This is a genomic window from Mesorhizobium sanjuanii (assembly GCF_002529485.1).
GTDB lineage: Bacteria > Pseudomonadota > Alphaproteobacteria > Rhizobiales > Rhizobiaceae > Mesorhizobium > Mesorhizobium sanjuanii.
The window spans coordinates 1-21710 of sequence record NZ_NWQG01000225.1 but is presented as its reverse complement, the minus strand read 5'-3'; the positions used below and the strand labels follow the sequence as shown (position 1 = coordinate 21710).

Annotated in this window: 24 protein-coding genes; 14 read left to right on the top strand and 10 right to left on the bottom strand. The window is 62.9% G+C overall.

The genetic code is table 11. From position 1 onward, the window contains the following. Positions 1 to 73 precede the first annotated feature (73 nt). Positions 74 to 1129: a sugar phosphate isomerase/epimerase family protein gene (locus CN311_RS27850; RefSeq protein WP_097576848.1), complete on the bottom strand. Its 1056-nt coding sequence runs from the start codon at positions 1127 to 1129 to the stop codon at positions 74 to 76. A 400-nt stretch (positions 1130 to 1529) separates the two neighbouring features. Here CN311_RS27850 and CN311_RS27845 point away from each other — a divergent pair, with 400 nt between their 5' ends. The 5 genes from CN311_RS27845 (at position 1530) to CN311_RS27825 (ending at position 6038) form a co-directional block, all read left to right on the top strand. Continuing rightward, positions 1530 to 2417, top strand: a complete 888-nt coding sequence (locus CN311_RS27845; RefSeq protein WP_097576846.1) for a sugar phosphate isomerase/epimerase family protein — start codon at positions 1530 to 1532, stop codon at positions 2415 to 2417. 327 nt (positions 2418 to 2744) lie between these two features. Beyond that, positions 2745 to 3914 carry a mandelate racemase/muconate lactonizing enzyme family protein gene (locus CN311_RS27840; protein ID WP_097576845.1) on the top strand — a complete coding sequence of 390 codons (1170 nt, stop codon included), beginning with the start codon at positions 2745 to 2747 and terminating at the stop codon, positions 3912 to 3914. Positions 3915 to 3916: 2 nt separating this feature from the next. Continuing rightward, a complete protein-coding gene (locus CN311_RS27835) occupies positions 3917 to 4633 on the top strand; it encodes a FadR/GntR family transcriptional regulator (protein WP_097576844.1) in 717 nt (238 codons plus the stop codon). Between the two features lies 1 nt (position 4634). After that, entirely contained in the window at positions 4635 to 5615 is a 981-nt protein-coding gene (locus CN311_RS27830; RefSeq protein WP_097576843.1) for a hydroxyacid dehydrogenase, read from the top strand. 42 nt (positions 5616 to 5657) lie between these two features. Next, entirely contained in the window at positions 5658 to 6038 is a 381-nt protein-coding gene (locus CN311_RS27825; protein ID WP_097576842.1) for a hypothetical protein, read from the top strand. A 24-nt stretch (positions 6039 to 6062) separates the two neighbouring features. Here the strand turns inward: CN311_RS27825 and CN311_RS27820 are convergent, their stop codons facing one another. Then, complete coding sequence (locus CN311_RS27820; RefSeq protein ID WP_097576841.1) at positions 6063 to 7358, bottom strand: amidase; 1296 nt, start codon at positions 7356 to 7358, stop codon at positions 6063 to 6065. Between the two features lie 125 nt (positions 7359 to 7483). Between CN311_RS27820 and CN311_RS27815 the strand changes: the two genes are divergently transcribed. Next, the gene (locus CN311_RS27815) at positions 7484 to 7831 is read left to right on the top strand and encodes a GFA family protein (RefSeq protein WP_097576840.1); all 348 of its coding nucleotides are present in this window, start codon (positions 7484 to 7486) and stop codon (positions 7829 to 7831) included. On the opposite strand, the gene CN311_RS27810 is transcribed toward CN311_RS27815, so the two are convergent. Next, a complete protein-coding gene (locus CN311_RS27810; RefSeq protein WP_097576847.1) occupies positions 7828 to 9045 on the bottom strand; it encodes an MFS transporter in 1218 nt (405 codons plus the stop codon). The genes CN311_RS27815 and CN311_RS27810 overlap by 4 nt on opposite strands. Positions 9046 to 9217: 172 nt before the next feature. Here CN311_RS27810 and CN311_RS27805 point away from each other — a divergent pair, with 172 nt between their 5' ends. Then, positions 9218 to 10183 carry an AraC family transcriptional regulator gene (locus CN311_RS27805; protein WP_097576839.1) on the top strand — a complete coding sequence of 322 codons (966 nt, stop codon included), beginning with the start codon at positions 9218 to 9220 and terminating at the stop codon, positions 10181 to 10183. A gap of 91 nt (positions 10184 to 10274) precedes the next feature. After that, positions 10275 to 10706, top strand: a complete 432-nt coding sequence (locus CN311_RS27800; RefSeq protein ID WP_097576838.1) for a DUF4437 domain-containing protein — start codon at positions 10275 to 10277, stop codon at positions 10704 to 10706. A gap of 12 nt (positions 10707 to 10718) precedes the next feature. Here CN311_RS27800 and CN311_RS27795 read toward each other — a convergent pair whose 3' ends face one another. From CN311_RS27795 to CN311_RS27765, 7 genes are all read right to left on the bottom strand, one after another. Then, positions 10719 to 11804 carry an ABC transporter ATP-binding protein gene (locus tag CN311_RS27795; protein WP_097576837.1) on the bottom strand — a complete coding sequence of 362 codons (1086 nt, stop codon included), beginning with the start codon at positions 11802 to 11804 and terminating at the stop codon, positions 10719 to 10721. Further along, a complete protein-coding gene (locus tag CN311_RS27790) occupies positions 11804 to 12907 on the bottom strand; it encodes an ABC transporter ATP-binding protein (protein WP_097576836.1) in 1104 nt (367 codons plus the stop codon). Before CN311_RS27790 ends, CN311_RS27795 begins: the two co-directional genes overlap by 1 nt. Next, positions 12904 to 13113: a hypothetical protein gene (locus CN311_RS27785; RefSeq protein ID WP_097576835.1), complete on the bottom strand. Its 210-nt coding sequence runs from the start codon at positions 13111 to 13113 to the stop codon at positions 12904 to 12906. Before CN311_RS27785 ends, CN311_RS27790 begins: the two co-directional genes overlap by 4 nt. Continuing rightward, complete coding sequence (locus CN311_RS27780) at positions 13110 to 14069, bottom strand: carbohydrate ABC transporter permease (RefSeq protein ID WP_097576834.1); 960 nt, start codon at positions 14067 to 14069, stop codon at positions 13110 to 13112. Before CN311_RS27780 ends, CN311_RS27785 begins: the two co-directional genes overlap by 4 nt. A gap of 1 nt (position 14070) precedes the next feature. After that, a complete protein-coding gene (locus CN311_RS27775; RefSeq protein ID WP_008874205.1) occupies positions 14071 to 14976 on the bottom strand; it encodes a carbohydrate ABC transporter permease in 906 nt (301 codons plus the stop codon). Between the two features lie 72 nt (positions 14977 to 15048). Continuing rightward, on the bottom strand, positions 15049 to 16365 hold the full coding sequence (locus CN311_RS27770) for an extracellular solute-binding protein (protein WP_097576833.1): 1317 nt from the start codon (positions 16363 to 16365) through the stop codon (positions 15049 to 15051). Between the two features lie 359 nt (positions 16366 to 16724). Next, entirely contained in the window at positions 16725 to 17417 is a 693-nt protein-coding gene (locus CN311_RS27765; protein ID WP_097576832.1) for a TetR/AcrR family transcriptional regulator, read from the bottom strand. A 102-nt stretch (positions 17418 to 17519) separates the two neighbouring features. On the opposite strand from CN311_RS27765, the gene CN311_RS27760 reads away from it, so the two are divergent. The 6 genes from CN311_RS27760 (at position 17520) to CN311_RS33090 (ending at position 21495) form a co-directional block, all read left to right on the top strand. Then, complete coding sequence (locus CN311_RS27760; RefSeq protein ID WP_097576831.1) at positions 17520 to 18716, top strand: Tm-1-like ATP-binding domain-containing protein; 1197 nt, start codon at positions 17520 to 17522, stop codon at positions 18714 to 18716. 12 nt (positions 18717 to 18728) lie between these two features. Further along, positions 18729 to 19592: a phosphoenolpyruvate hydrolase family protein gene (locus CN311_RS27755; RefSeq protein WP_097576830.1), complete on the top strand. Its 864-nt coding sequence runs from the start codon at positions 18729 to 18731 to the stop codon at positions 19590 to 19592. A gap of 4 nt (positions 19593 to 19596) precedes the next feature. Then, complete coding sequence (locus tag CN311_RS27750) at positions 19597 to 20019, top strand: cupin domain-containing protein (RefSeq protein WP_097576829.1); 423 nt, start codon at positions 19597 to 19599, stop codon at positions 20017 to 20019. A 206-nt stretch (positions 20020 to 20225) separates the two neighbouring features. Then, on the top strand, positions 20226 to 20927 hold the full coding sequence (locus CN311_RS27745) for a Crp/Fnr family transcriptional regulator (RefSeq protein ID WP_097576828.1): 702 nt from the start codon (positions 20226 to 20228) through the stop codon (positions 20925 to 20927). Between the two features lie 86 nt (positions 20928 to 21013). Continuing rightward, positions 21014 to 21259: a hypothetical protein gene (locus CN311_RS27740; protein WP_097576827.1), complete on the top strand. Its 246-nt coding sequence runs from the start codon at positions 21014 to 21016 to the stop codon at positions 21257 to 21259. Positions 21260 to 21327: 68 nt separating this feature from the next. After that, the gene (locus tag CN311_RS33090; protein WP_245440976.1) at positions 21328 to 21495 is read left to right on the top strand and encodes a hypothetical protein; all 168 of its coding nucleotides are present in this window, start codon (positions 21328 to 21330) and stop codon (positions 21493 to 21495) included. Positions 21496 to 21710 lie beyond the last annotated feature (215 nt).

The following is a 21710-nucleotide window of genomic DNA, read 5'->3' as shown; positions in this document are numbered from 1 at the left end:
GGGTTAGGGGTGGGGGTATTCGTAAAGCGGAAGCCTTCGCTAGCCATATGCGATTGCCTTGCCTTAGGGCCGATCAAATTCCCATCATGGCGCGCAGCGCCTTCTTGTCGGTCGCGCCGCCGGCGAAATCGTCGAATGCCTTTTCCGTCACCCTGATAATGTGGTGCTGGATGAACGGAGCGCCTTCGGCGGCCCCGTCCTCGGGATGCTTGAGGCAGCATTCCCATTCCAGCACCGCCCAGGAATCGTAGTCATACTGGGCGAGCTTGGAGAAGATGCCGCCGAAATCCACCTGACCGTCGCCGAGCGAGCGGAAACGCCCGGCCCGGTTGGTCCAGCTCTGGTAGCCGGAATAGACGCCTTGCCTGCCGGTCGGGTTGAACTCCGCGTCCTTGACGTGGAACGCCTTGATCCGCTCATGGTAGATGTCGATGAATTCGAGATAGTCGAGCTGCTGCAGCAGGAAATGCGACGGATCGTAGTTGATGTTGCAGCGCTTGTGGCCGCCAACTGCATCGAGGAACATCTCGAAGGTCGCGCCGTCGAACACGTCCTCGCCCGGATGGATCTCGTAACCAACGTCGACGCCATTGTCCTCATAGACGTCGAGGATCGGCTTCCAGCGCTTTCCCAGTTCTGAAAACGCCTCCTCGATCAATCCCGCCGGCCGTTGCGGCCAAGGGTAAAGGTAAGGAAAGGCCAACGCACCGCAAAAGGACACCGATGCCTTGAGCCCGAGATTTTTCGAAGCCTTGGCAGCGAACTGCATCTGTTCGACTGCCCATTTCTGCCTGGCTTTCGGGTTGTTGTGCACCGCGGGCGGCGCGAAGCCGTCGAACTGCGCGTCATAGGCCGGATGCACCGCCACCAACTGCCCCTGCAAATGCGTCGACAGTTCGGTGATCTCGACACCGGCGTCGGCACAGATGCCCTTCACCTCGTCGCAATAGACCTGGGAAGACGCTGCTTTCTCGAGATCGAACAGCCGGCTGTCCCAGGTCGGGATCTGCACGCCCTTGTAGCCCAATCCGGCCGCCCATTTGGTGATCGAAGCCAGCGAATTGAACGGTGCGGCGTCGCCCGCGAACTGCGCCAGGAACAGACCTGGACCCTTCATCGTCGACGGCATCGGCATCCTCCCTCATTGTTTACATGACCAAGCATAGCGCCGATTGGAAGTGGGGCCAGCCCGTTTGGTGTTTTCTCGAAGACACTTGTTGGTGTCGCCATTCTGGTATTACCAAATATGGCCGAATGGTCAAGCGGCAGGACCTGCTTCGGAAGCGCCGTCAATCATCACAAAATGCAAAAATATGGTAATATATTCAACGTAGTAACCGGCGAGACGGGTTGCGGTACGCGACTTCTTGCCGTCCAGGGGAATTTGCTGTAGACCTGCCATACAGCCCAATTGGTCGAACCAGTTCGTCAAAAAGCACTGGAGCGCCCCTGGGGAGGAAACATGCGGCGGACCTCGCTGGAGGACGGACGCGGAAAACGTGACGGGCGATTTCTGGGAAGGATAGACCATGCATCTTTCGACGCACAACTGGATGCGGGCTGAGCCGTTGGAGACGACGCTCAAGCGCATCAAGAAATTCGGCTACGAGTCGATTGAGATTTCCGGCGAACCCGAACAGTACAAGACCAAGGAAACGCGTGCGCTCCTGAAGGAGCACGGCATTCGCTGCTGGGGCGCGGTGACGCTGATGCTGGGCGAGCGCAACCTCGCCGCCAAGGACCAGGGCCAGCGCGAACGCTCGGTGCAGTATGTCAAGGACGTGCTGACCATGGTCAGCGAACTCGATGGCGAGATCATCACGCTGGTTCCCGCGACCGTCGGTAAGGTGGTGCCGGACGGCACCGAGGAGGAGGAGTGGAAATGGGTGGTCGACGCCACCAGGGAATGCTTCACTCATGCCAAGCAGGTCGGCGTCAAGATCGCGGTCGAGCCGCTCAACCGCTTCGAGACCTATCTGTTCAACCGCGGCGCCCAGGCCCTCGCCTTGGCCGACGCGGTAAGCCCCGAATGCGGCGTCTGCCTCGACGCCTACCACATCCACATGGAAGAATTTAACGTCTATGACGCCATCCGTAAGGTGGGAAAACGCCTGTTCGACTTCCACGTCGCCGACAATAACCGCTTCGCCGCCGGCCTCGGCCAGATCGACTGGCCGAAGATCGTGGCGACGCTGAAGGAGGTCGGCTATGACGGCGCGCTGACCAATGAGTTCGTCGCCCCTGTCGACCGCACGCCGGCCGCACCCTATCCCGACATGGTCGAGCGCCACCCGGTCGACATTTCGCCCGAACAGCTGAAATTCATCCAGGATCACGGCTCCAGCGTGCTGACCGAGAAATTCTACACCGACCAGATGCGCATCACCGCCGAAACGCTGCTGCCGCTGATCAAGTAGCTGATCCGATTGGGAATGAGCCCTTCCGCCCGCCGGCGGTGGGGCCGGGGATGAACATGCGCACTAACCCGCCTTTCTCACACTCCATGTGGCCTGCGCCGGTTCAAGAAGCCGGCAGGGTAGGAGCCGCGCGAAGAGCGATGCGGCTCCATCGCGCAAGCGCGGCGACACCCCCTGCCGGCTTCTTCAACCGGCCCTCTCGGGTCGCCTTTCGGCGGGCATCTACAGTGTCGGGCGGCTCGACCGTATGTCTCGATACGCTCTTCACCGCCCGACACCGTATCTGCCGCGCCGAAAGTGCGACGCAGGCCGCATGGAGTGCGAGAAATGCGGGTTAAGACGGTCCAAGCCTGGTGGGTCCGCGTACCGATCGAAGCCGCGAAGCAGCATCGCAGCGACTTCGGTCAGGTGACGACGTTCGACGCCGCCATCCTGCGCATCGAGACTGACGACGGGCTGGTCGGCTGGGGTGAAGGCAAGAATGCCGCCGGTAGCGCCGGCAGCTATGGCGCCCTCGTCCACATGCTGAACCACGAAATCGGGCCGCAACTGATCGGCAGCGACCCGGCCGACATCGGGGTAATCTGGGAGAGGCTCTACAACGGCGTGCGCCACGACACCGCTGCATGTGCCGGCCACGCCATGCCGCAACTGGCGCGGCGCGGCGTCAGCGTCGCCGCCATCAGCGCCGTTGACATCGCGCTGTGGGACATTCTGGGCAAGTCGCTCGGGGTCCCGGTCTGGCGGCTGCTTGGCGGCCGTAAGCTTGACCGCATGCCGGCCTACGCTTCCGGCGGCTGGGCCTCCAGCGAGGCGATCGGCGACCAATTGAAGTCCTACATCGCCAAGGGCGGCTTCAAGGCGCTGAAGATGCGGGTCGGCGCCATGGACGGCGCTCCGCACATTTCCGCTGCCCGCGCCCGCGCCGCAAGACAGACACTTGGCCCGGCAGTCGACCTGATGGTCGATGCGCATGGCACCTATACAGTGGCGGAAGCCAAACGCTTTATCCATCTCGCCGGCGATCTCGATCTGGCCTGGTTCGAGGAACCCGTCATCGCCGACGACAAACCAGGCATGGCCGAGGTGCGGGCCTCCGGCTCCATCCCGATCGCCACCGGCGAAAGCGAAGCGACGCGCTACGCGTTCCGCGACCTCGCCACGCTCAAGGCGGCCGATATCTTCCAGCCGGACCCCGCCTTCTGCGGCGGCATCAGCGAGGCGATGAAGATCGGCACCATCGCCAGCGCCTTCAATCTGCGCTTCGCACCGCATCTGTGGGCCGGGGCGCCTTGCTTCTTTGCCGGGCTCCATGTCTGCGCCGCCTCTCCGGCGAGCTTCACCGTGGAATACTCGCTCGGCGCCAACCCGATGATCCACGACCTGGTCGAGGAGACTGTCGAAGCAAAGGACGGTATGATAGCGATCCCCGAGAAACCTGGACTGGGGTTCACCATTTCAGAGCGGTTCCTGGAGGCGCACGCGCAACGCAGTTGACAATGAAAGAAAAGAACCTTCTGGCAGAGCTCGCCGCTTATCTGTTCTCCCACTCCGACAAGGGGACGGGCCGGACGCCGTCGGAGCGTGAACTGGCCGAGCATTTCGCCGTCAGCCGCGGCCAGATCCGCGAGGCGCTGGCCATCCTCGAGGCCATGCGCATCGTCGAGCGCCGCGCCAAATCCGGCATCTATATCGACACCAAGCAGGCCAGCGTCGAGGCGATGGCACTGTTCGCACGGGCCGGCCTGCCGCTCGATCCGGTGCGGATCTATGAAACGGTCGAATTGCGCAAGATACACGAGATCAAGGCAGCGGAGTTGGCCTGCTCGCGCGCCACGGAGGAGAATTTCGAGCGGCTGCGCGAGATTCTGAAAGCTTCGGAGGAGCGCATTGCGGCCGGCGAAGGCCTCGCCAAGGAGGACCGCGAGTTTCACCTCGAGATCGTGCGGGCGACCAAGAACAGCGTCTTTCACAATGTGTGCAGCGTCTACTACATGATGGGCCAGCAGCGGCTGCCGATCTATTTCAACGATCCCGAGCGCAGCCTGCGCTCGCATGGCGAGCACATCCAGATCTACGAGGCGCTGCTGCGCCGCGACGGCAACCTCGCTCAGGCGCTGATGAGCGCCCATCTGCAAGGTGCGGAAAGCTACTGGAAGGGCCTGATCGAAGGCGGCGGGACGGAACCTCAGAGCCCGGCGCTGGAACAGGTCTGACATGCCCAGGATTCTGTCGACGCACACGTTGCACCCGCGCGCTTCCGCCATGCTGACCGGCGCCGGTGACCTCGTTGTCGCCTCCGCCCTCGACGCCGCCACGCTGGCCGCCGAGGCGCGCGACGCCGATGTCATCATCGTTCGCGCCCCGCTGCCAGCAGCGCTCTTCGAAGGGGCTAAGAAGCTCAGGGCCGCGATCCGCCACGGCGCCGGCCTCGACATGGTCCCGATGGAAGCGGCCGCCGCCGCCGGCGTGCTGGTGGCGAACGTGCCGGGCGTGAATGCGCGGTCCGTCGCCGAATACATTATGTTCGCGGCCCTGGCGCTGCTTCGGCGTTTCCGCGTGCTGGATCGTGACTTGCGGACGAAGGGCTGGCTGGCCGGTCGCGAGCACACCGTGGTGGCCAGCGAACTCTCCGGCAAGACGATCGGCATTGTCGGCCTCGGCGCCATCGGCCAGGCGGTCGGCCATATCGCGGCACATGGCTTCGGCCTCAACGTGGTGGCGGCGACGCGCAGCGTGCGGCCGGCGCCGGACCGGGTCGGCTTGCTGTCGATCGATGTGCTGATCGAACAGAGCGACATCATCGTTCTGTGCTGCCCGCTGACACCGGAGACGCGTGGCCTGATCAACCGCGAGCGCATCTCCCGGATGAAGCCGGATGCCCTGATGATCAATGTTTCGCGCGGACCTGTGATCGACGATGACGCACTGATCGAAGCGCTGAAAAAGGGCCGTATCGGCGGCGCCGCGCTCGACGTCTTTGCGACGCAGCCGCTGCCGCCAGATCATCCCTATTTCAGCTTCGACAATGTCATCGTCACCCCGCACATGGCGGGGATCACCGAGCAATCGATGATGCGCATGGGCACCGGCGCGGCGGCCGAGGCCTTGCTGGTGCTGGCCAACAAATTGCCGGTCAATCTGCGCAATCCCGAAGTGGTCGAGCACTACCGCCGGCGCTTTCCGGCCGACACATAACGCATCGCCGGTTTCGCCCCAATTCTCCGCGACGTTGCAACCATGTCCGGTCTTCGCCTCGCTCTTCTGACCGTTGCCGCTTGTTTGACCTGCGCATTGCCCGCGCTCGCTGCGGCCAAGAGCAGTTATGTCTATTGCGACAACGGCCTGCGCTGCGTCATGGCCCCCTGCCCGTCGAACAGCGCGCTTGATCTCGCCACCGGCAAGGTTGTCAAGGGCGTGTCGATCGACATCGATCGCTTGCCGCAGGAGGACAAGGCGCTTTCCGACAGGCTCTACGCCGGCAAGCTCGTCATCGTCGGCTCCATCGAAACCCGGACCCGGACCTTCAACGGCAGACAACACACGCTGCCCTGGCTGGTCGCGACCGGCATCGAACGCGCGGCCAGGGACAGCGAACGCGGCCACTGTTCATCGCGCTGACCCCTCACATCATCAGCCGACTAATCAACAGCCAAGCAACGCTTCAATTTCCGCAGCGATCCGCAGCAGATGGTGGTCGTGGCCGTTGCGTGCCACCAGCATCAAGCCGGCCTGCAGCGTCATGCCGGGCATTGGCAGCGAGATCGCGCAGAGGTCGAACTGGTTGGCGACCTGCGTGTTGCGCAGCAATAAGCCCTCAATGCGTTCACGCAGATCGGCATTCTCGGCCATCGAAACGATGGTCGGCGCCGTCACCGGCGTGGTTGGCAGCGCCAGCACATCGACCGATGCCAGCCGCTCGTCCATGGCGGCGCAAAGTGCTGTGCGACGGCGCAGTGCCCTGATGTAAACCGGCGTCGGTATTGTGGCGGCTCGCGACAGTGGCTCGCTCACCCATGGGTCGACGGGCACCGATGCGCCCGTCGCCAGCCAGTCGGCATGAATCTCGGCGCCTTCCATCGCCGCGATCGAACCACGCTTGGTGGCCGCGCGCAGATCGGCAAGCAGGTCGTCGATCGACAGGTCCGCCAGGTGCGCGCCTGTCCGCGCGATCTTGGCAAGGCAGCGATCGAATGCCGTGGCGACCTCGCTTTCGGTGTCTTCGAAAAGCAGGCCGCGCGGGATGCCGACACGAAGCCCGGCAAGTACAAGCGATACAAGCGCTGCAGGTTCCTCGCCCGCCATCGCCGCGTCGGCCGCGGCACATTCGGCGACGGAGCGGGCGAGCGGGCCGATGGAGTCCAGCGTGGCGGAGAGCGGGAAAGCGCCACTGAGGGGCACGCGCCGCGCCGTCGGCTTGAAGCCGACGACACCGTTGAGCGAGGCTGGTATGCGCACCGAGCCGCCAGTATCGGAGCCAATGGCGATGTCGCTGGTGGCCTCGCCGGCCGAAACGCCGGCGCCGGAGGACGAGCCGCCCGGGATCAGGCTGGCATCGACCGCGTTGCCAGGTGTGCCGTAGTGCTGGTTGTCGCCGATCGCGGTGAAGGCGAACTCGGTCATGTTGGTCTTGCCGAGGATCACTGCGCCCGCCTGCCGCAGCCGGCTGACGATGACGGCGTCCCGCACCGCCGGCGCCGTGGTGGCCAGCAGCAGCGAACCGGCGGTGGTCGGCTCGCCAGCGACATCGAACAGATCCTTGATCGAGACGATGGTGCCATCGAGTGGGCCGAGCCTCACTCCTGCCCGCTTGCGCCCATCGCTGGCGTCGGCCGCGGCTCGTGCTGCTTCGGCATAGAGCTTTACGAAGACGCGTTCATCGTCCGCACGCGCGGCGAGGCGTGAAAGGACGGCTTCGAGGCGATCGCGGGCGGATTGCATTTTCGGTGTCGGACTCCGGACGCCTTGAACGTCTTTCAGGCAGCGGCCAATGTCTGGCGTGCGCGAAAGGCATAACCCGGCGGGGACGAGTTTGCACCTGTCGAAGCGACGAAAGAGGAAATCCGATGCACTACAGAGGCAGCTGCCATTGCGGCAAAGTGGCATTCGAGGTGGAGGGCGAGCTTGGCGGAGCCGTGCGCTGCAACTGCTCGATCTGCTCTCGCAAGGGCGCGCTGTTGTGGGCTGTGCCGTATCAGAAATTGCGGCTGCTGGCTTGGGGCGATGATCTCGGCCGGTACACGTTCGGCAAGGGCGGCATCGCGCATCGTTTCTGCCGCACCTGCGGCATCCATCCCTTCGCCGAGGATGTCGGCGAAGGGAGTGAGCGAAGCGCTTATGTCAACATCAATTGTCTGGACGGCCTCGACCTTGCCGCGGTGGAGGTTTTCGATTTCGACGGCCGCTCGGCCTAGGCTCTTTCGGACTTCGGGCCTATCAGGAACGTCGCCAGGGCCGCCAGCAGTGTCGCGATGCCGCAATAGGCGAAGGCGCTGGCCACGCCGGCATGATCGACCAGCAGGCCACCGAAGACGGCGCCCAGCGCGATCGCCACCTGGAACGTCGCGACCATCAGCCCGCCGGCGCTCTCGGCCTGGTCTGGAGCGGCGCGCACGAGCCAGGTCTGCAGCCCGACCGGCACCGCGCCGAAGGCAAAACCCCAGGCCGCGACCGCCACTGCCGCCACCACTGGCGAGGCACCGAGAACGAGCAGCAGCAGCGCTGACAATGCAATCAGCAGCGGCGCCAGACCGACGGCTGCCTTGAGGTTGCGCTCGGCCATGAAGCCGCCGGCGAAATTGCCGAAGAACCCACCGATGCCATAGGCGAGCAGCACCAGCGAGATCGTCTCGATGTCCAGCGCCGGCACCTTCTCGAGAAATGGCCGGACATAGGTGAAGCCGGCAAAGTGTCCCGAGGCCACCAGCAGCACCACCAGAAGTGCCGCCCTGATCGTCGATCGCTTCAACACCTCCAGCAAGGTGCGAAAACTGGCCACGCCAGCCGGTGGCAAGCGAGGAATGGTGGCGATCTGTACCAGGAGCGCCAGGGCGCCGACCACGGCTGCGATCATGAAGGCGGTGCGCCATCCCCAGACGTCGCCGACATAGGCGCCAACCGGGGCTGCGGTGACAGTGGCGACCGAAACGCCGGTGAGGATGATCGACATGGCGCGCGGCATCAACCGCATCGGCACGAGCCGCATGGCCATCGCCGCCGACATCGACCAGAAACCGCCAAGGGCGACGCCAAGCACGACGCGGGCGGCCAGAAGCACGGGAAGCGACGATGCGAAGGCCGCGAGCAGGTTCGAGACGATAAGCAGCACCGTCAGCCCCCACATGACAAGCCTGCGGTCCAGCCGCTTGGTGACTATGGCCATGGTTGGCGCCGCGATCGCGCCAACCACTGCCGTTGCCGTGACCGCTTGCCCCGCAGCGCCTTCGGTGATGCCGAGATCCTGCGCCAGCCGCGTCAGCAGGCTGGCGGGAAGGAATTCTGCCGTCACGAGCCCGAACACGCCAAGCGCCAGCGATACCACCGCGCCCCAGGCCGGCTCGGCTCGTTCTTCGGATTCGGAGGCGTCGAGAACAGCGGCGTCGATGATGACTGTGGCGGGTTCGGTCATGGTGGGATCTCCGGTCTGGTTGCAGCGCCACATAGGAAATGACCGGCTCAGGCTCCACCCGATACATGCTTCAACGGGCGTGCTCTCAGTCCGGCTTGGTTGCGGCGCAACATTTGGCTGCAGTGCAACATAGGGAGTGACTGCCTGGAGTTTCCATGCTAGAAAATCCGAAATGAACTACAATTCGTCCAAAATAGCGCTGGCGACCTCTGGCGATCCGCTGACCGACATGCTGCGTGGCCTTCGTCTTGATGGCGTCGACTATGGCCGCTGCGTGTTGGGAGCACCCTGGGCAGTGTCCTTCCCGGCTCAGAAGGCGGCACGGTTTCACTTCATTGGCCAGCAGGGCTGCTGGCTGTTTTCCCCGGCGAAGGAATGGGTCGAGCTGTCGGTGGGCGACGCGCTCCTGATCCCGCGCGGCGACGAGCATGTGCTGGCCAGCGCGCCGGGCGTGCCTCCGGTGCCGATCGGCCGCTACACGATCGAACCGGTCTGCGAGAACATCTACGACGTTTCGAACGAGTGCGGGGGCCCCAAGACCCTGCTGTTCTGCGGCAGCATGCATTTCAACCTCGACGGCTCGCACCCGTTGCTCGACATGATGCCGGACTTGATGCAGGCGCATAGGCTGATGGCGAATGCGCCGGGCATCCAGCATCTGCTTGATGCGATGGCCGGCGAAGTGACGATGGATCGGGTCGGATCAGGCGGCATTCTGGCGCGCCTCGCCGACGTGCTGGCGGCGACGATCATTCGCTCCTGGGTGGAGAATGGCTGCGGCGACGCGACCGGATGGATCGAGGCAGTCAGAAATCCCGATGTCGGCAAGGTGCTGGCCGCCATTCATTTGCAGCCGGAACGCGAATGGACGGTCGAAGCCCTGGCCCGGATGATGGGGGCCTCACGCTCCGCCTTTGCCCAGCGCTTCGCCACGGTGGTCGGCGAGACGCCCGCCAAATATGTGCTGCGCGTGCGCATGCATCATGCCCGCCAATGGCTGGCCCGCGACGGGATGAGGGTCTCCGTGGCGGCGGCGAAACTGGGCTATGATTCGGAAGCCTCTTTCAGCCGCGCGTTCAAGCGGGTCATCGGCGTGGCGCCGAGCCATCTGCGCAACACCGGCGACGACGCGTCCTAATTTAAGGCCGGAGGAATTGCCAAGTCTTTTGGACGGCGCGTCATTGCCCGGCGACGTCTCGCGAATAATCTGGCAAGCGGAGGAACCCGCTATGGCCAATCATTCTCTACTGCTTGCGTTCGCCGCCCTGTCCTTTGTTCCCGGGCAGGCATTAGCTCTTGAAGACAGCTACCTGCCGGCCGGCAAGATCCCCTATGTCGCTGAAGTGCCCGACCAGCCGCACCGGCTCGGTGCGCTGTGGGGCGATCGAGCCAACGGCCCCGCGGGCACGCTGCTGAAGGTCCCCGGCAACTGGCGCGCACCGGTTCACGCGCACACCGCCGACTATCGCGCCGTGGTCATTCAGGGGCTATGGGCGCATTGGCAAATGGACGGTGGCGAGGCCACCAAGGTCGAGCTCCCTCCCGGATCCTACTGGACCCAGAAAGCCAATGAGATGCATGACGACGCGTGCCTCTCGGACACCGAGTGCGTGATCCTGCTGATCAACGACACGCCTTACGAGACCTATCTGCAGAAGTAATGGATGCCCGCCTTATCCCGCGTGACGCAGGCTGATGCCGCTGCCCTTGTCGAACAGCACCACCTTGTCCGGGTCCCAGGCAAAGCGCACCGGCTGCTCGATCTCGACATCGGTCCTCGCCGGCACCGTGGCGCGCAGCATGGCGTCGCCGACCCGCAGAGTCAGGATCTTCTCGACGCCATGATTTTCGACATCGTGGATGCGGGCCTCCACCGGCGCCCCGCTCTCGAGATAGAGGTCCTCGGGACGAATACCGAAGACGAGGGGGCGACCGTCGGTCGCGCCACTCGTCCTGGCTCCCCCCGGAAGCGGTAGTTCGAAATTCAACGGCGCCATCACCGCGCGGCCATTGACGAGCTTGCCGTCGACAAGGTTCATTGGCGGCGAGCCGACGAAGCTGGCCACATAGGTGTCGCGCGGATTGTTGTAGATCTCATACGGCGTGCCGGTCTGGACGATGCGGCCATGGTTGAGCACGCCAACCTTGTCACCCATCGACATCGCCTCGATCTGGTCGTGCGTCACGAACAGGAAGGTCGCGCCGAGCTGCATCTGCAGGTTCTTCAGCTCGGTGCGCAGCGCCTCACGCAATTTGGCATCGAGCGCCGACAGCGGCTCGTCCATAAGGAACACGCGCGGCTTGCGTACGATGGCGCGGCCGATGGACACGCGCTGCATCTCGCCCCCCGAGAGACGGTCGGTCTTGCGGTCGAGCAGATGTTCTATCCGCAGCGTCCGGGCGGCACGATCGACACGATCCTTGATCTCGGCATCGGGCAGCCGGCGGATCTTCGGCTTCAGCGGAAATTCGAGGTTTTGGCGTACCGTGTAGCGCGGATAGAGCGAATATTGCTGCAGAACCAGCGCCACGTCGCGCTCGGCGGCGCCCCAGTCGGCGACATCGACGCCATCGATGAACACTTGGCCCTCCGTCGGCTTCTCCAGGCCGGCGATCATGCGCAGCGTTGTCGTCTTGCCGGCGCCCGTCTCGCCGAGCAGCACGAAGAACTCGCCGTCGCCAATGTCGAGATTGAGCCCGGTCAATGCGGTGTGATTGCCGAATGTCTTCGAGATGTTCTTGAGCTGGATATGGGCCATCAGAGTCTCACCCCCAGCGACTTGCCGCTCGCCTTGTCGAAGAAATGCGTTTGGGCGGGATCGATCCTGGCAAAGACCTTCACGCCTGGCCCGCTGATAAAACCGCTCTTGGTGCGGGCGCGCAGCATCTGGGAGCCGACCTTGAGGTCGACGATGTCGAAGGATCCGAGCGGCTCGACGATCTGCGCCTCGACCGGCAAGAAGCCATCGGCGGCTTCGCGGCGAACGATGACGCCTTCCGGGCGGATACCGAGCGCAAGTTTGTCGCTGGCATGGCCGTTGAGCTTCGATAGCAACGCGCCCGGGAATTCGAAGCCGGTGGCTGCGCCGCCGACCGTCACCGAGGCAGACGAGGCTTTTTCCGCCACCGCCGCGTCGGCGACGTTCATCACCGGGCTGCCGACGAACTGCGCAACGAACAGATTGGCCGGCCGCGAATAGACCTCGTCCGGCGAACCGACCTGCTGCAGCACGCCTTCATGCATTATGACGATGCGGTCCGCGAGGCTCATTGCCTCGATCTGGTCGTGGGTGACATAGATGGTGGTCGAGCCCTGCTTGATGTGCAACCGCTTGATCTCGGCCCGCATCTCCTCGCGCAGCTTGGCGTCGAGTGCCCCGATCGGCTCGTCCATCAGCATCGCCTTGGGACGCCGCACCAATGCCCGGCCGATGGCGACGCGCTGCATGTCGCCGCCCGACAATGCCGACGGCTTCTTCGCCAGCAGATCCGATATCTGCAGCGTCTTGGCGACCGAGCGCACTTCCTGGTCGATCTCGGCCTTGCTCTGGCGCGTGGCCCTGAGTGGAAAGGCGATGTTCTCGTAGACGCTCATATGCGGATAGAGCGAGAACGATTGGAAGACCATGGCGATGTCGCGGTCGGCCGCCTTGAGATGCTGGACCGGCTTGCCGTCGATAAGGATATCGCCCCCGTCGATCGTCTCCAGCCCGGCAACGGCGCGAAGTGTCGTCGTCTTGCCGCAGCCCGACTGGCCGAGCAGCACGATAAACTCATTGTCGGCGATCTTGAGATTGAGGTCCTTGATGACCTGAACGGCGCCAAAGAATTTCTGGACGCCACGTAGCTCGATCTGGGTCATGCGTGGCCTTCTTTTTCCAGCGCGCCGGTCGCCTGCGGTTTCTGCCTTGGACCGACCCAACCGGTGATCATGAAGGTCAGCAGTCCGACGATGATGATCGTCAGCCCGTAGCGGTGCAGGAAGAAATTCCACGGCTGGCAGAGCGCGATGATGCCTAACACCATCACGATCTCGGCCGTGCGCTGGATTGTAGCATGGCGGATCATTTGCGGATCGCTCCAAAGGACATGCCGCGCAAGAGGTGTTTGCGGAGCAGGAAGGTGAAGATCGCGACCGGCAGCAGGAACAGGAAGGTTCCGGCGGCAATCACCGTCCAGTCCGGCAGGCCGGAACCGACCTGGCTGGGGATGAAGGGCGGTGCCGTCTGGGCGCGTCGGTTGGTCATGATCAGCGCGAAAGCATATTCGTTCCACGCCGTGATGAAGCAGAACACGGCGGTGGCGGCGATGCCGGTGGCCGCTTCCGGCAGCACGATCTTGAAGAAGGCCTCCATGCGCGTGTAGCCGTCGACCAGGGCCGCCTCCTCGTACTCCCTCGGAATCTCGTCCATGAACCCCTTCATCAGCCATACGGAAAAGCTGAGGTTGAAGGCGGTGTAGAGTATGATCAGGCCCCAATGCGTGTCGTTGAGGCCCACGACCCGGTACATCAGGAACATCGGGATCGCCACCACCACCGGCGGCAGCATGCGCGTCGACAGGATGAAGAAGAGCAGGTCCTGTTCCCCCTTGATCTTGAAGCGCGAGAATCCGTAAGCCGTGAAGGTGCCCATGCCGACGGCGAGGATCGTCGAGGTGATGGCCACGATCAGCGAGTTCATGAAGCGGCTCGGATAACCCGACCACTGCACCTCGCCCCTGCCCGAGCGCACCACCTTCTCGCCGCCGTCGAACACCAGCCGCTCCCACCACGGGGCGGCGGCGTATTGTTCCGGCGTCGGCGCGGTGCGCAACTGCGACCGCTTGGTGAAGAGCTTCACGAAGGGCGATATCTCGGGCTGGAACACCACCGTTGGTGGAATGGTGGTCGCAAGGTTGCGCGGCTTGAACGCCGTCGAGGCTATCCAGTAAATCGGCGCCAGGAAGATCATCGTGATGATCAGCACACCGACGATGGCGAGCTTATTGAGCGAACGCTCGGTAGAGGTGGTGACAGCGGCCATTCTAGCGCTCCTTCACCTTGTTCAGGTATTTGACGTAGATGTTGGTGATCGCCAGGATCATGATCAGCACGATGTAGGCAAGCGCGCAGGAGCGCCCGGTCTGCCATTCCTGGAACGCCATCTTGTAGAGCCGGATCGAGATCACCTCGGTGGTTGGCTGGCTGGTCAGGATGTAGGCGAGATCGAACGTCTTGAACGCCTCCATGGTGCGGAAGATGACCGCGATCATCAGGATCGGCGCGACCAAGGGCAGCGTAATGCGAAAGAAGGTATAGAACGAGCCGGCGCGGTCGATCGCGGCCGCCTCGTAGAGGTGCTTCGGCACTGCCGACAGGCCGGCAAGCGACAGCAGCATCACGAAGGGGGACCACATCCAGATGTCGGTGATGGCAACCGCGTAGAGCGCCATGTCGGGGTTGGACAGCCACTCGAAGGAGCCCAGGCCGAGCGTATAGTTGATGATGCCGAAGGACGGATCGTAGAGCAGTTTCCAGAACAGGCCGACGACAGCCATCGACAGCATCATTGGCAACAGCAGCAGCGTCGTCAGCAGGCCCTTCAGCGGGATATCGCGATTGAGCAGCAACGCCACGCCGAAGCCGACGATGACCTGGCCGACCACCGAGACGATGACATATTTGGCGGTGATGGCGAAATTCGACCAGATGAACGGGTCGTTGAGCAGTTCGCGGTAATTCTGCAGTCCGACGAAATTGGCCGCCGCCGGGCTCGACGCGCGAAAGTCGGTGAACGAATAGCCGAGCGAATAGATCAGCGGAAAGATGTTGAAGACGATCAGGAAAACGATCGTCGGAATGATGAAGAGATTGCGGATCGTGAGATCGCTCATGCCGCGGGCGGCGGAGCGCGAATTGGGATCCAGCGTGGTCATGACTGCAGTGGCCAAGGCCCGTTCCTTCCTTGTCCGGAAAAGAAAACGGAAGGGGCGGCTCCCGCCCCCTCCGAGCGTTAGTGTCGTTTACTTCACGCGGTTGTATTTCTTGAACGTCGCGTTCCAGTCCGCCGCGAGTGAATCGAGCACTTCCTTGGCCGAGCCCTGATTGCCGGTGATATACGGATAGACGCGCTGGTTCATCTGGATGAGCAACTCGGCATATTCCGGCGTCGCCCAGAAGTCCTTCACCTTGAACATGGTTTCGTAGAAGGCCTTGTTGTAGGGCGTGGCGTTCTGGAATTCAGGCGACTCGAGCACCTTGGCGCTTGCCGTGTAGCCGCCGAGTTCCGCCCATTTCTTCTGCGTCTCGTCCTTGATGAACCATTCCAGGAACTTCATCGCCTCTTCCTGATTGTCGGAATAGGAGATGACGGAGATGCCTTGGCCGCCGAGCGCGGCGAACTGGTCGCCGTTCGGTCCTGGAGGATTGGCGAAGAAGCCGGTGTTCTTGGCATTCGGGTTCGAGGCTTCGTTGATGAGCGCCGGGAAGAAGGCGAAGTAGTTCATGCTCATCGCGGCCAGGTTCTCGGTGATCGCCTGGTTGTCCTCGATGAAGAAGCTCTTGGCCCAACCAGGAGGGGTGAAGGAATAAAGTTCCTTGTAGGCCTCGAGCGCCTTGACGTTCTGCTCGGAGTTGATGATCCCGTCGACCTTGTAAGTGGCATAGTCGCCAAGTTCGCCGCCGAATGAGAAGATGGCGTTCTCGACGCCCATAACCAGAGCGTCATACGAGTTATCGGTGTAGATGGCGATGCCGTAGCGCTTCTCGTCGGGACGATGGAAGAATTCGGCGATGTCGCGCAACGCCTTGAAATCCTTCGGCACGCCGAGATCGTAGCCATACTTGGCCTTGAAGGCTTCCATCTCCTTCGGGTCTTCGAACCAGTCCTTGCGATAGGACCAGCCGACCGCGTCGCCCTCGGCCGGGATCGACCAGTACTTGCCGGAGTCCGACGGATATTCGGCATAGTACTTGACCGTCGCCGGCGCCATCACCTCCTTCAGATTGTGCTTGTTGAAGAAGTCGGTGAGGTCGACATAGTGGCCCGCCTCGGAGGCCGCGCCGATCCACTGCGAGTCGCCGACCACCATGTCGTAGGCGCTGCCCTTGGCATTGAACTCGGTGAATGCCTTGGTCTGGAAGTCGGACCAAGGCGTGGTTTCGACCGTGACCTTCACGCCGGTCTCGGCCTCGTAAAGGTTGACGAGTTCCTGCAAATAGTTCGCCGGATCCCATTCAGCCCAGAATATGGTCAGTTCCTTGTCCTGCGCGTAGACGGACGTTCCGCAGGCGAGCACTAAGCCGATACCAGCAAGCATGCTGGTCATTGTCTTGCGCATAATGATTTCCTCCCTTGTGCGCATTCTACCTTGTCATGCGAGCCGGCTGCGAGGTCGGCCCTGGTAGTTCCTCCCGTGATGGCGCCATTCCGATTTTGAGCCCCCTCGCCCAGTCCGAAATGGATCTCAGCCTTCACTTTCGATCCGCTTTGTCAGTCCTGATCTGGTATTACCAATTCCGGACGCGCGTCAAGCTCTTTCTTGGACGATCGCCAACAGCCTTGCAAGCGGATTGCTGCATTATCTGCCTGTTTTCTCTCGATTTTCCTACTCCTTGATATACAAGGGTCTTGTTTCGGCCCTGGCATTGCAACTATTGTGAGTAGCCGGCATTCGAATCTGGTCGAACCAGATTGAGGCTACTCCGCAGCCGTTGCCGGCGCAATTCCGTCTCCTTCGCTCATCGATTCCGCCACCGCCGCCCGCACCAGAGCGCCGGCCGCCCATTGCGCGACCGACATCATCTTGCGGCTGTCCAGCCCCCATATATCCTTCAGCACGATAAGCACCTCGACGCCGAACATCAGCGACAAGGCCTGCGCCAGGCGCTTGAATTCGCGCGGCGGCAGCCGTTGCTTGAGTGGCGCGATCGCATCCTTCAGGAGGTCGACGCGGTGGCCGCGCGTGAAGGCCGGCTCGCCGCCCAGCGTGCCTGCCTGCCGACGAGCCCACTGGTCGAGCGACAGTTTCAGCGCCGCCTTGAACGTCGCCTCGAAGGCCTCGATGCGCGGCATCGCCGTCTCGAACAGTTCGGCGACCCGGCGCTCGGAATCGGTGGAGCTCGATTGCCAGGTGAGGATCGGCCCGAGCCCCTCGTCGACCACCGCCTGCACCAGTGCCGCCTGACTTGGGAAGTAGCGATAGGCAGTCGCGCGGGAAACTTCCGCCGCCTCCGCGACCTCGCTGACCGAGGGCGTTACGCCGTCCTGCATCAGTCTGGTCGCCGTCTCCAGCATCAATCGCCTTGTACGTGCCCGGGCGCCGCGCTCGGCCCCTCGGCCGCCGCTTTGATCGGCATCGTCGTTCACCCCTTGTTGACGTGAGACTTTCATATCAATACGATACGCGCGTCTCAAAAAATTGCAATGGCCTTCGCGGCTGGGCAAAGGAGCGGCAGGCAGCGACGCCGAGCGCGCCAGGGAGCGGGAAACGCGATGAAGCGCATCTACGTGGTGGGCACTGCCGATACCAAGGGCGAGGAACTCGCCTTCCTGGCCGACGCGATCACCGCTACCGGCGCCACTGTCGTCCGTGTCGACGTCGGCACGCGCGCTGCCACCGTACCGGTCGATGTCTCGGCCGAAGACGTCGCCGGCCACCATCCTGACGGCAGCCCTGCCGTGCTCGGCATCGATGACCGCGGCACCGCGGTCGCGGCCATGGCCATCGCCTTCGCCCGGTTCGCGCAGTCGCGCGCCGACATCGCAGGCATGATCGGCATTGGTGGCGGCGGCGGCACCTCGATCATCACTTCAGGCATGCGCACGCTGCCGCTCGGCCTGCCCAAGATCATGGTCTCGACGCTCGCCTCGGGCGATACCGCGCCTTATGTCGACGTCTCCGACATCATCATGATGCCCTCGGTGACCGACATGGCTGGCTTGAACCGGCTGTCGCGAGTCGTGCTGCACAATGCCGCCCAGGCGATATCAGGCATGGCGGCGAACCCTGCGCCACCACCCGATGGCAAGCCCGCGCTGGGCCTCACCATGTTCGGCGTCACCACGCCATGCGTGACGGCCATCGCCGACGAGTTGCGCTCTACCTATGACTGCATGGTCTTCCACGCCACCGGCACCGGCGGCCGCGCGATGGAAAAGCTCGCCGACAGCGGGATGCTGTCCGGCGTCATCGATATCACCACGACGGAAGTCTGCGATCTCCTGTTCGGCGGTGTGCTGCCGGCGACCGAGGATCGCTTCGGCGCCATTGCCCGCACTGGACTGCCCTATGTCGGTTCGGTCGGCGCGCTCGACATGGTCAATTTCTGGGCGCCGCCGACCATCCCGGAACGCTATCGCGGGCGGCTATTCTACGAGCACAATCCGAACGTGACGCTGATGCGCACGACGCCGCAGGAATGCCGCGCAATCGGCGAATGGATCGGCGAGCGACTGGGCCGCTGCGAGGGCCCGGTCAGCTTCCTCATCCCCGAAAAAGGCGTCTCGGCGCTCGACATCGAAGGCGGCGCCTTCTTCGATCCGGAAGCCGATGCCGCGCTGTTCGAAGCCATCGAGCGCACGATCAAACCGAACGCGACACGGCGCGTGACCCGCCTGCCGCTGCACATCAACGACCCCGAGTTCGCCAAGGCTGCAGTTGCGGCTTTCCTCGACATCGCCAGCAAGTGAGACCTGACAAGCATGACCGCCATACCGCGCAAGAAGATCCTGGAAAAATTCCGCAAGATGATCGCCGACGGCGTGCCGATTGTCGGCGGCGGCGCCGGCACCGGTCTCTCGGCCAAGGCCGAGGAGGCCGGCGGCATCGATCTCATCATCATTTATAATTCCGGCCGCTACCGCATGGCCGGGCGCGGCTCCGCCGCTGGCCTGCTCGCCTATGGCAATGCCAATGAGATCGTCAAGGAAATGGCCTATGAGGTGCTGCCGGTCGTGAAGAAGACGCCGGTGCTGGCCGGCGTCAATGGCACCGACCCTTTCGTCATCATGCCGCTGTTGCTGGCCGAACTGAAGACGATGGGCTTTTCCGGCGTGCAGAACTTTCCCACCATCGGCCTGTTCGACGGCCAGATGCGGCTGAGCTTCGAGGAGACCGGCATGGGTTTCGGGCTCGAGGTCGACATGATCGCCGAGGCGCACAAGCTCGATCTCCTGACCACGCCCTATGTGTTCAATCCGGATGAGGCGCGCGCCATGACCACGGCCGGCGCCGACATCGTCGTCGCCCATATGGGCGTGACGACGGGCGGTTCGATCGGCGCGACCTCGGCCAAGTCGCTGGACGATTGCGTGCGGGAGATCGAAGCCATCGCCGCCGCCGCCCGCTCGGTGCGCAAGGATATCATCCTGCTTTGTCACGGCGGCCCGATCTCTATGCCGGACGATGCCCGCTACATCCTTGACCGCTGCAAGGGCCTGCATGGCTTCTATGGCGCGAGTTCGATGGAGCGGCTGCCGGCGGAAGCGGCGATCGCCCGGCAGACCGCCGATTTCAAGGCCGTGACGCTTGCTGCCAAAACGACTGCGAAGAAAAAGAAGGGTTGAGACGATGACGGACAAGAGCAAGGTGTTTGTCTATCCGAAGGACGTCAGCGCCTTCGGCTTCGACTGGGGCAAGCTCTCGCTGACGGTGGCGCCCGAAGTGAATGGTGCGGAGCGCTTTTCCGGCGGCGTCGTCGACCTGCCCTCCGGCAAGGGCCACACACGTCACAACCATCCGGGCGCGGAGGAGATCATCTTCGTCATCTCCGGCCATGGCGAACAGATGGTCGAGGACGAGAAAGGCAATCCGGTGGTCGAAAAGGTCGGCCCCGGCTGCACCATCTATGTGCCGGAAAGCCGCTTCCATTCGACGCTGAACACAGGCGACGGGCCCATGCAGCTCTTCGTTGTCTATTCTCCGGCCGGGCCGGAACTGGGCTTGCGGGAATTGCCGGATTTCAGGCTGTTGCCGCCTGGCGGGAGTCATTGATAGCACTGTTCGCCGGTGGCGGTTCGAAACGCTCTTACCGGTTTGCTGGCAAACCACCTCCGCCCCGACTTGTGAGGAAACGCGGCTTCTGCGCGGCGGGCTTTGCCAACTGCGCATTTAAGCCTATGCTTGTATATCGGCCGCCAGCGCTTCGGATGCAGCCGACAGTAAGAGGGTACGTGCTCTTGCCCGTTTGGGAGGGAGCCATGCCCCAAACTCTTTTTCGCAACCAGGTATTGAAAGCCCTCTCCCCGGAGGATTTCGCGCTTTTGCGGCCAGCCCTGCGTCAGGTCGAACTGGGCATCAAAGCCCAGCTGGAAATCCCGTGTCAGCCGATCGAGCAGGTGTATTTTCCAGAAGCGGGTATCGCTTCGGTGGTCGCCACCATGACCGGAGGCCGGCAAAGCGAAGTCGGCATCATCGGTTACGACGGTATGACGGGGGTGGCAGTCATACTCGGCCAGGACAGGTCTCCCAATGAAACCTATATCCAGGTCGCCAGCAAAGGCTGGAGCCTGCCGGTTGAAAATCTCCGTTCTGCGATTTCAGAAAGCCTGTCCCTTCGCGTGTCACTGCTTCGCTATGCCCACGCGTTTTTTGTTCAGTTGTCCCGGACCGCATTGGTCAACGGCCATTCGAAAATCGAGGAACGGCTGGCACGCTGGCTGCTGATGGTCCACGACCGCGCTGAAGGAAACAAGATCTATCTGACACATGAATTCCTGGCGACCATGCTTGGCGCCCGGCGTCCCGGCGTTACCACCGCCTTGCAAATGCTTGAATATAGGGGGCTGGTTCACGCCAAGCGGGGCGAGATCACCATTGTCGACCGCGCCGGGATGATAAAGCTGACCCATGGCGCTTACGGCGAGGAGGAGCAGTGCTATTTCGGTCTGGCCTCCGCCTGATTGTCCGCTTTCAGACATAATCTTGAAGGCCGCCGCGTGTTGGCCGTAAATCATGTTTGGTCAGGGTTTCAGGGAGGAACTTCTCGATGGCCAGTGCCTTTCAGACAGTCACGGTTGAAAGAGCCGCCGAAGCCTATGTTCTCTCCAGGGGCAAGGCACACTTTCTCTCCATCGCACAGGCAATCCGCGCCATCCGAACGCTCATGCCGGCTTGCATCGCAACCGACCGCGAGTTGGAGGAGATGCTGGCGGCGGCATGCGTCACTCACGGCGTGCCCGTCGCTTTCGACGTAACGGCGGCCGAGGGCACAGAACCACGGCTCCTTTCGTAAGGCCGGAGATGCCCGCGCTCGCGCAGACGCCTACCTTGTCGGACGTTCGCCTGGCGATCGTCCGCTACTTGATCGACAATGTCGACCACCCGAGCGTTTCGATATCCGAGGTCAGCCGCGTCGTAAGGAAAATGTTTCCATTTTGCGAACTCACGGATTGGGAACTTGGCGATCTCATTGCGCGAAGTGCGATCGGCGCGGGATTTGCGATCGATTTCGACGCAACGGCGCCTTGAGGTTTGTCTAAGCGCGTCGCGTTCGACCGGTCTCATGCGACACGCTTTAGTTTCTTGTTTTATGCATGTCGTTATCGCAAAACCGCCGCACACTTTTGCGCGACATACATTAGGCACCGACGGTTCCGCGCCATGCTTCCAAAGGGGATCGAACTCTTCCAGAGTTACTGGGTTCTGGCCGCAAGAACGCGCGCTAAGCCACCCCGCCCCTGTTC

Bases quoted from the DNA above. Each gene is read 5' to 3' on its own strand.
- CN311_RS27850 (WP_097576848.1), bottom strand. From the start codon at position 1,129: ATGCCGTCGACGATGAAGGGTCCAGGTCTGTTCCTGGCGCAGTTCGCG.
- CN311_RS27845 (WP_097576846.1), top strand. From the start codon at position 1,530: ATGCATCTTTCGACGCACAACTGGATGCGGGCTGAGCCGTTGGAGACG.
- CN311_RS27840 (WP_097576845.1), top strand. From the start codon at position 2,745: ATGCGGGTTAAGACGGTCCAAGCCTGGTGGGTCCGCGTACCGATCGAA.
- CN311_RS27835 (WP_097576844.1), top strand. From the start codon at position 3,917: ATGAAAGAAAAGAACCTTCTGGCAGAGCTCGCCGCTTATCTGTTCTCC.
- CN311_RS27830 (WP_097576843.1), top strand. From the start codon at position 4,635: ATGCCCAGGATTCTGTCGACGCACACGTTGCACCCGCGCGCTTCCGCC.
- CN311_RS27825 (WP_097576842.1), top strand. From the start codon at position 5,658: ATGTCCGGTCTTCGCCTCGCTCTTCTGACCGTTGCCGCTTGTTTGACC.
- CN311_RS27820 (WP_097576841.1), bottom strand. From the start codon at position 7,358: ATGCAATCCGCCCGCGATCGCCTCGAAGCCGTCCTTTCACGCCTCGCC.
- CN311_RS27815 (WP_097576840.1), top strand. From the start codon at position 7,484: ATGCACTACAGAGGCAGCTGCCATTGCGGCAAAGTGGCATTCGAGGTG.
- CN311_RS27810 (WP_097576847.1), bottom strand. From the start codon at position 9,045: ATGACCGAACCCGCCACAGTCATCATCGACGCCGCTGTTCTCGACGCC.
- CN311_RS27805 (WP_097576839.1), top strand. From the start codon at position 9,218: ATGAACTACAATTCGTCCAAAATAGCGCTGGCGACCTCTGGCGATCCG.
- CN311_RS27800 (WP_097576838.1), top strand. From the start codon at position 10,275: ATGGCCAATCATTCTCTACTGCTTGCGTTCGCCGCCCTGTCCTTTGTT.
- CN311_RS27795 (WP_097576837.1), bottom strand. From the start codon at position 11,804: ATGGCCCATATCCAGCTCAAGAACATCTCGAAGACATTCGGCAATCAC.
- CN311_RS27790 (WP_097576836.1), bottom strand. From the start codon at position 12,907: ATGACCCAGATCGAGCTACGTGGCGTCCAGAAATTCTTTGGCGCCGTT.
- CN311_RS27785 (WP_097576835.1), bottom strand. From the start codon at position 13,113: ATGATCCGCCATGCTACAATCCAGCGCACGGCCGAGATCGTGATGGTG.
- CN311_RS27780 (WP_097576834.1), bottom strand. From the start codon at position 14,069: ATGGCCGCTGTCACCACCTCTACCGAGCGTTCGCTCAATAAGCTCGCC.
- CN311_RS27770 (WP_097576833.1), bottom strand. From the start codon at position 16,365: ATGCGCAAGACAATGACCAGCATGCTTGCTGGTATCGGCTTAGTGCTC.
- CN311_RS27765 (WP_097576832.1), bottom strand. From the start codon at position 17,417: ATGAAAGTCTCACGTCAACAAGGGGTGAACGACGATGCCGATCAAAGC.
- CN311_RS27760 (WP_097576831.1), top strand. From the start codon at position 17,520: ATGAAGCGCATCTACGTGGTGGGCACTGCCGATACCAAGGGCGAGGAA.
- CN311_RS27755 (WP_097576830.1), top strand. From the start codon at position 18,729: ATGACCGCCATACCGCGCAAGAAGATCCTGGAAAAATTCCGCAAGATG.
- CN311_RS27750 (WP_097576829.1), top strand. From the start codon at position 19,597: ATGACGGACAAGAGCAAGGTGTTTGTCTATCCGAAGGACGTCAGCGCC.
- CN311_RS27745 (WP_097576828.1), top strand. From the start codon at position 20,226: ATGCCCCAAACTCTTTTTCGCAACCAGGTATTGAAAGCCCTCTCCCCG.
- CN311_RS27740 (WP_097576827.1), top strand. From the start codon at position 21,014: ATGGCCAGTGCCTTTCAGACAGTCACGGTTGAAAGAGCCGCCGAAGCC.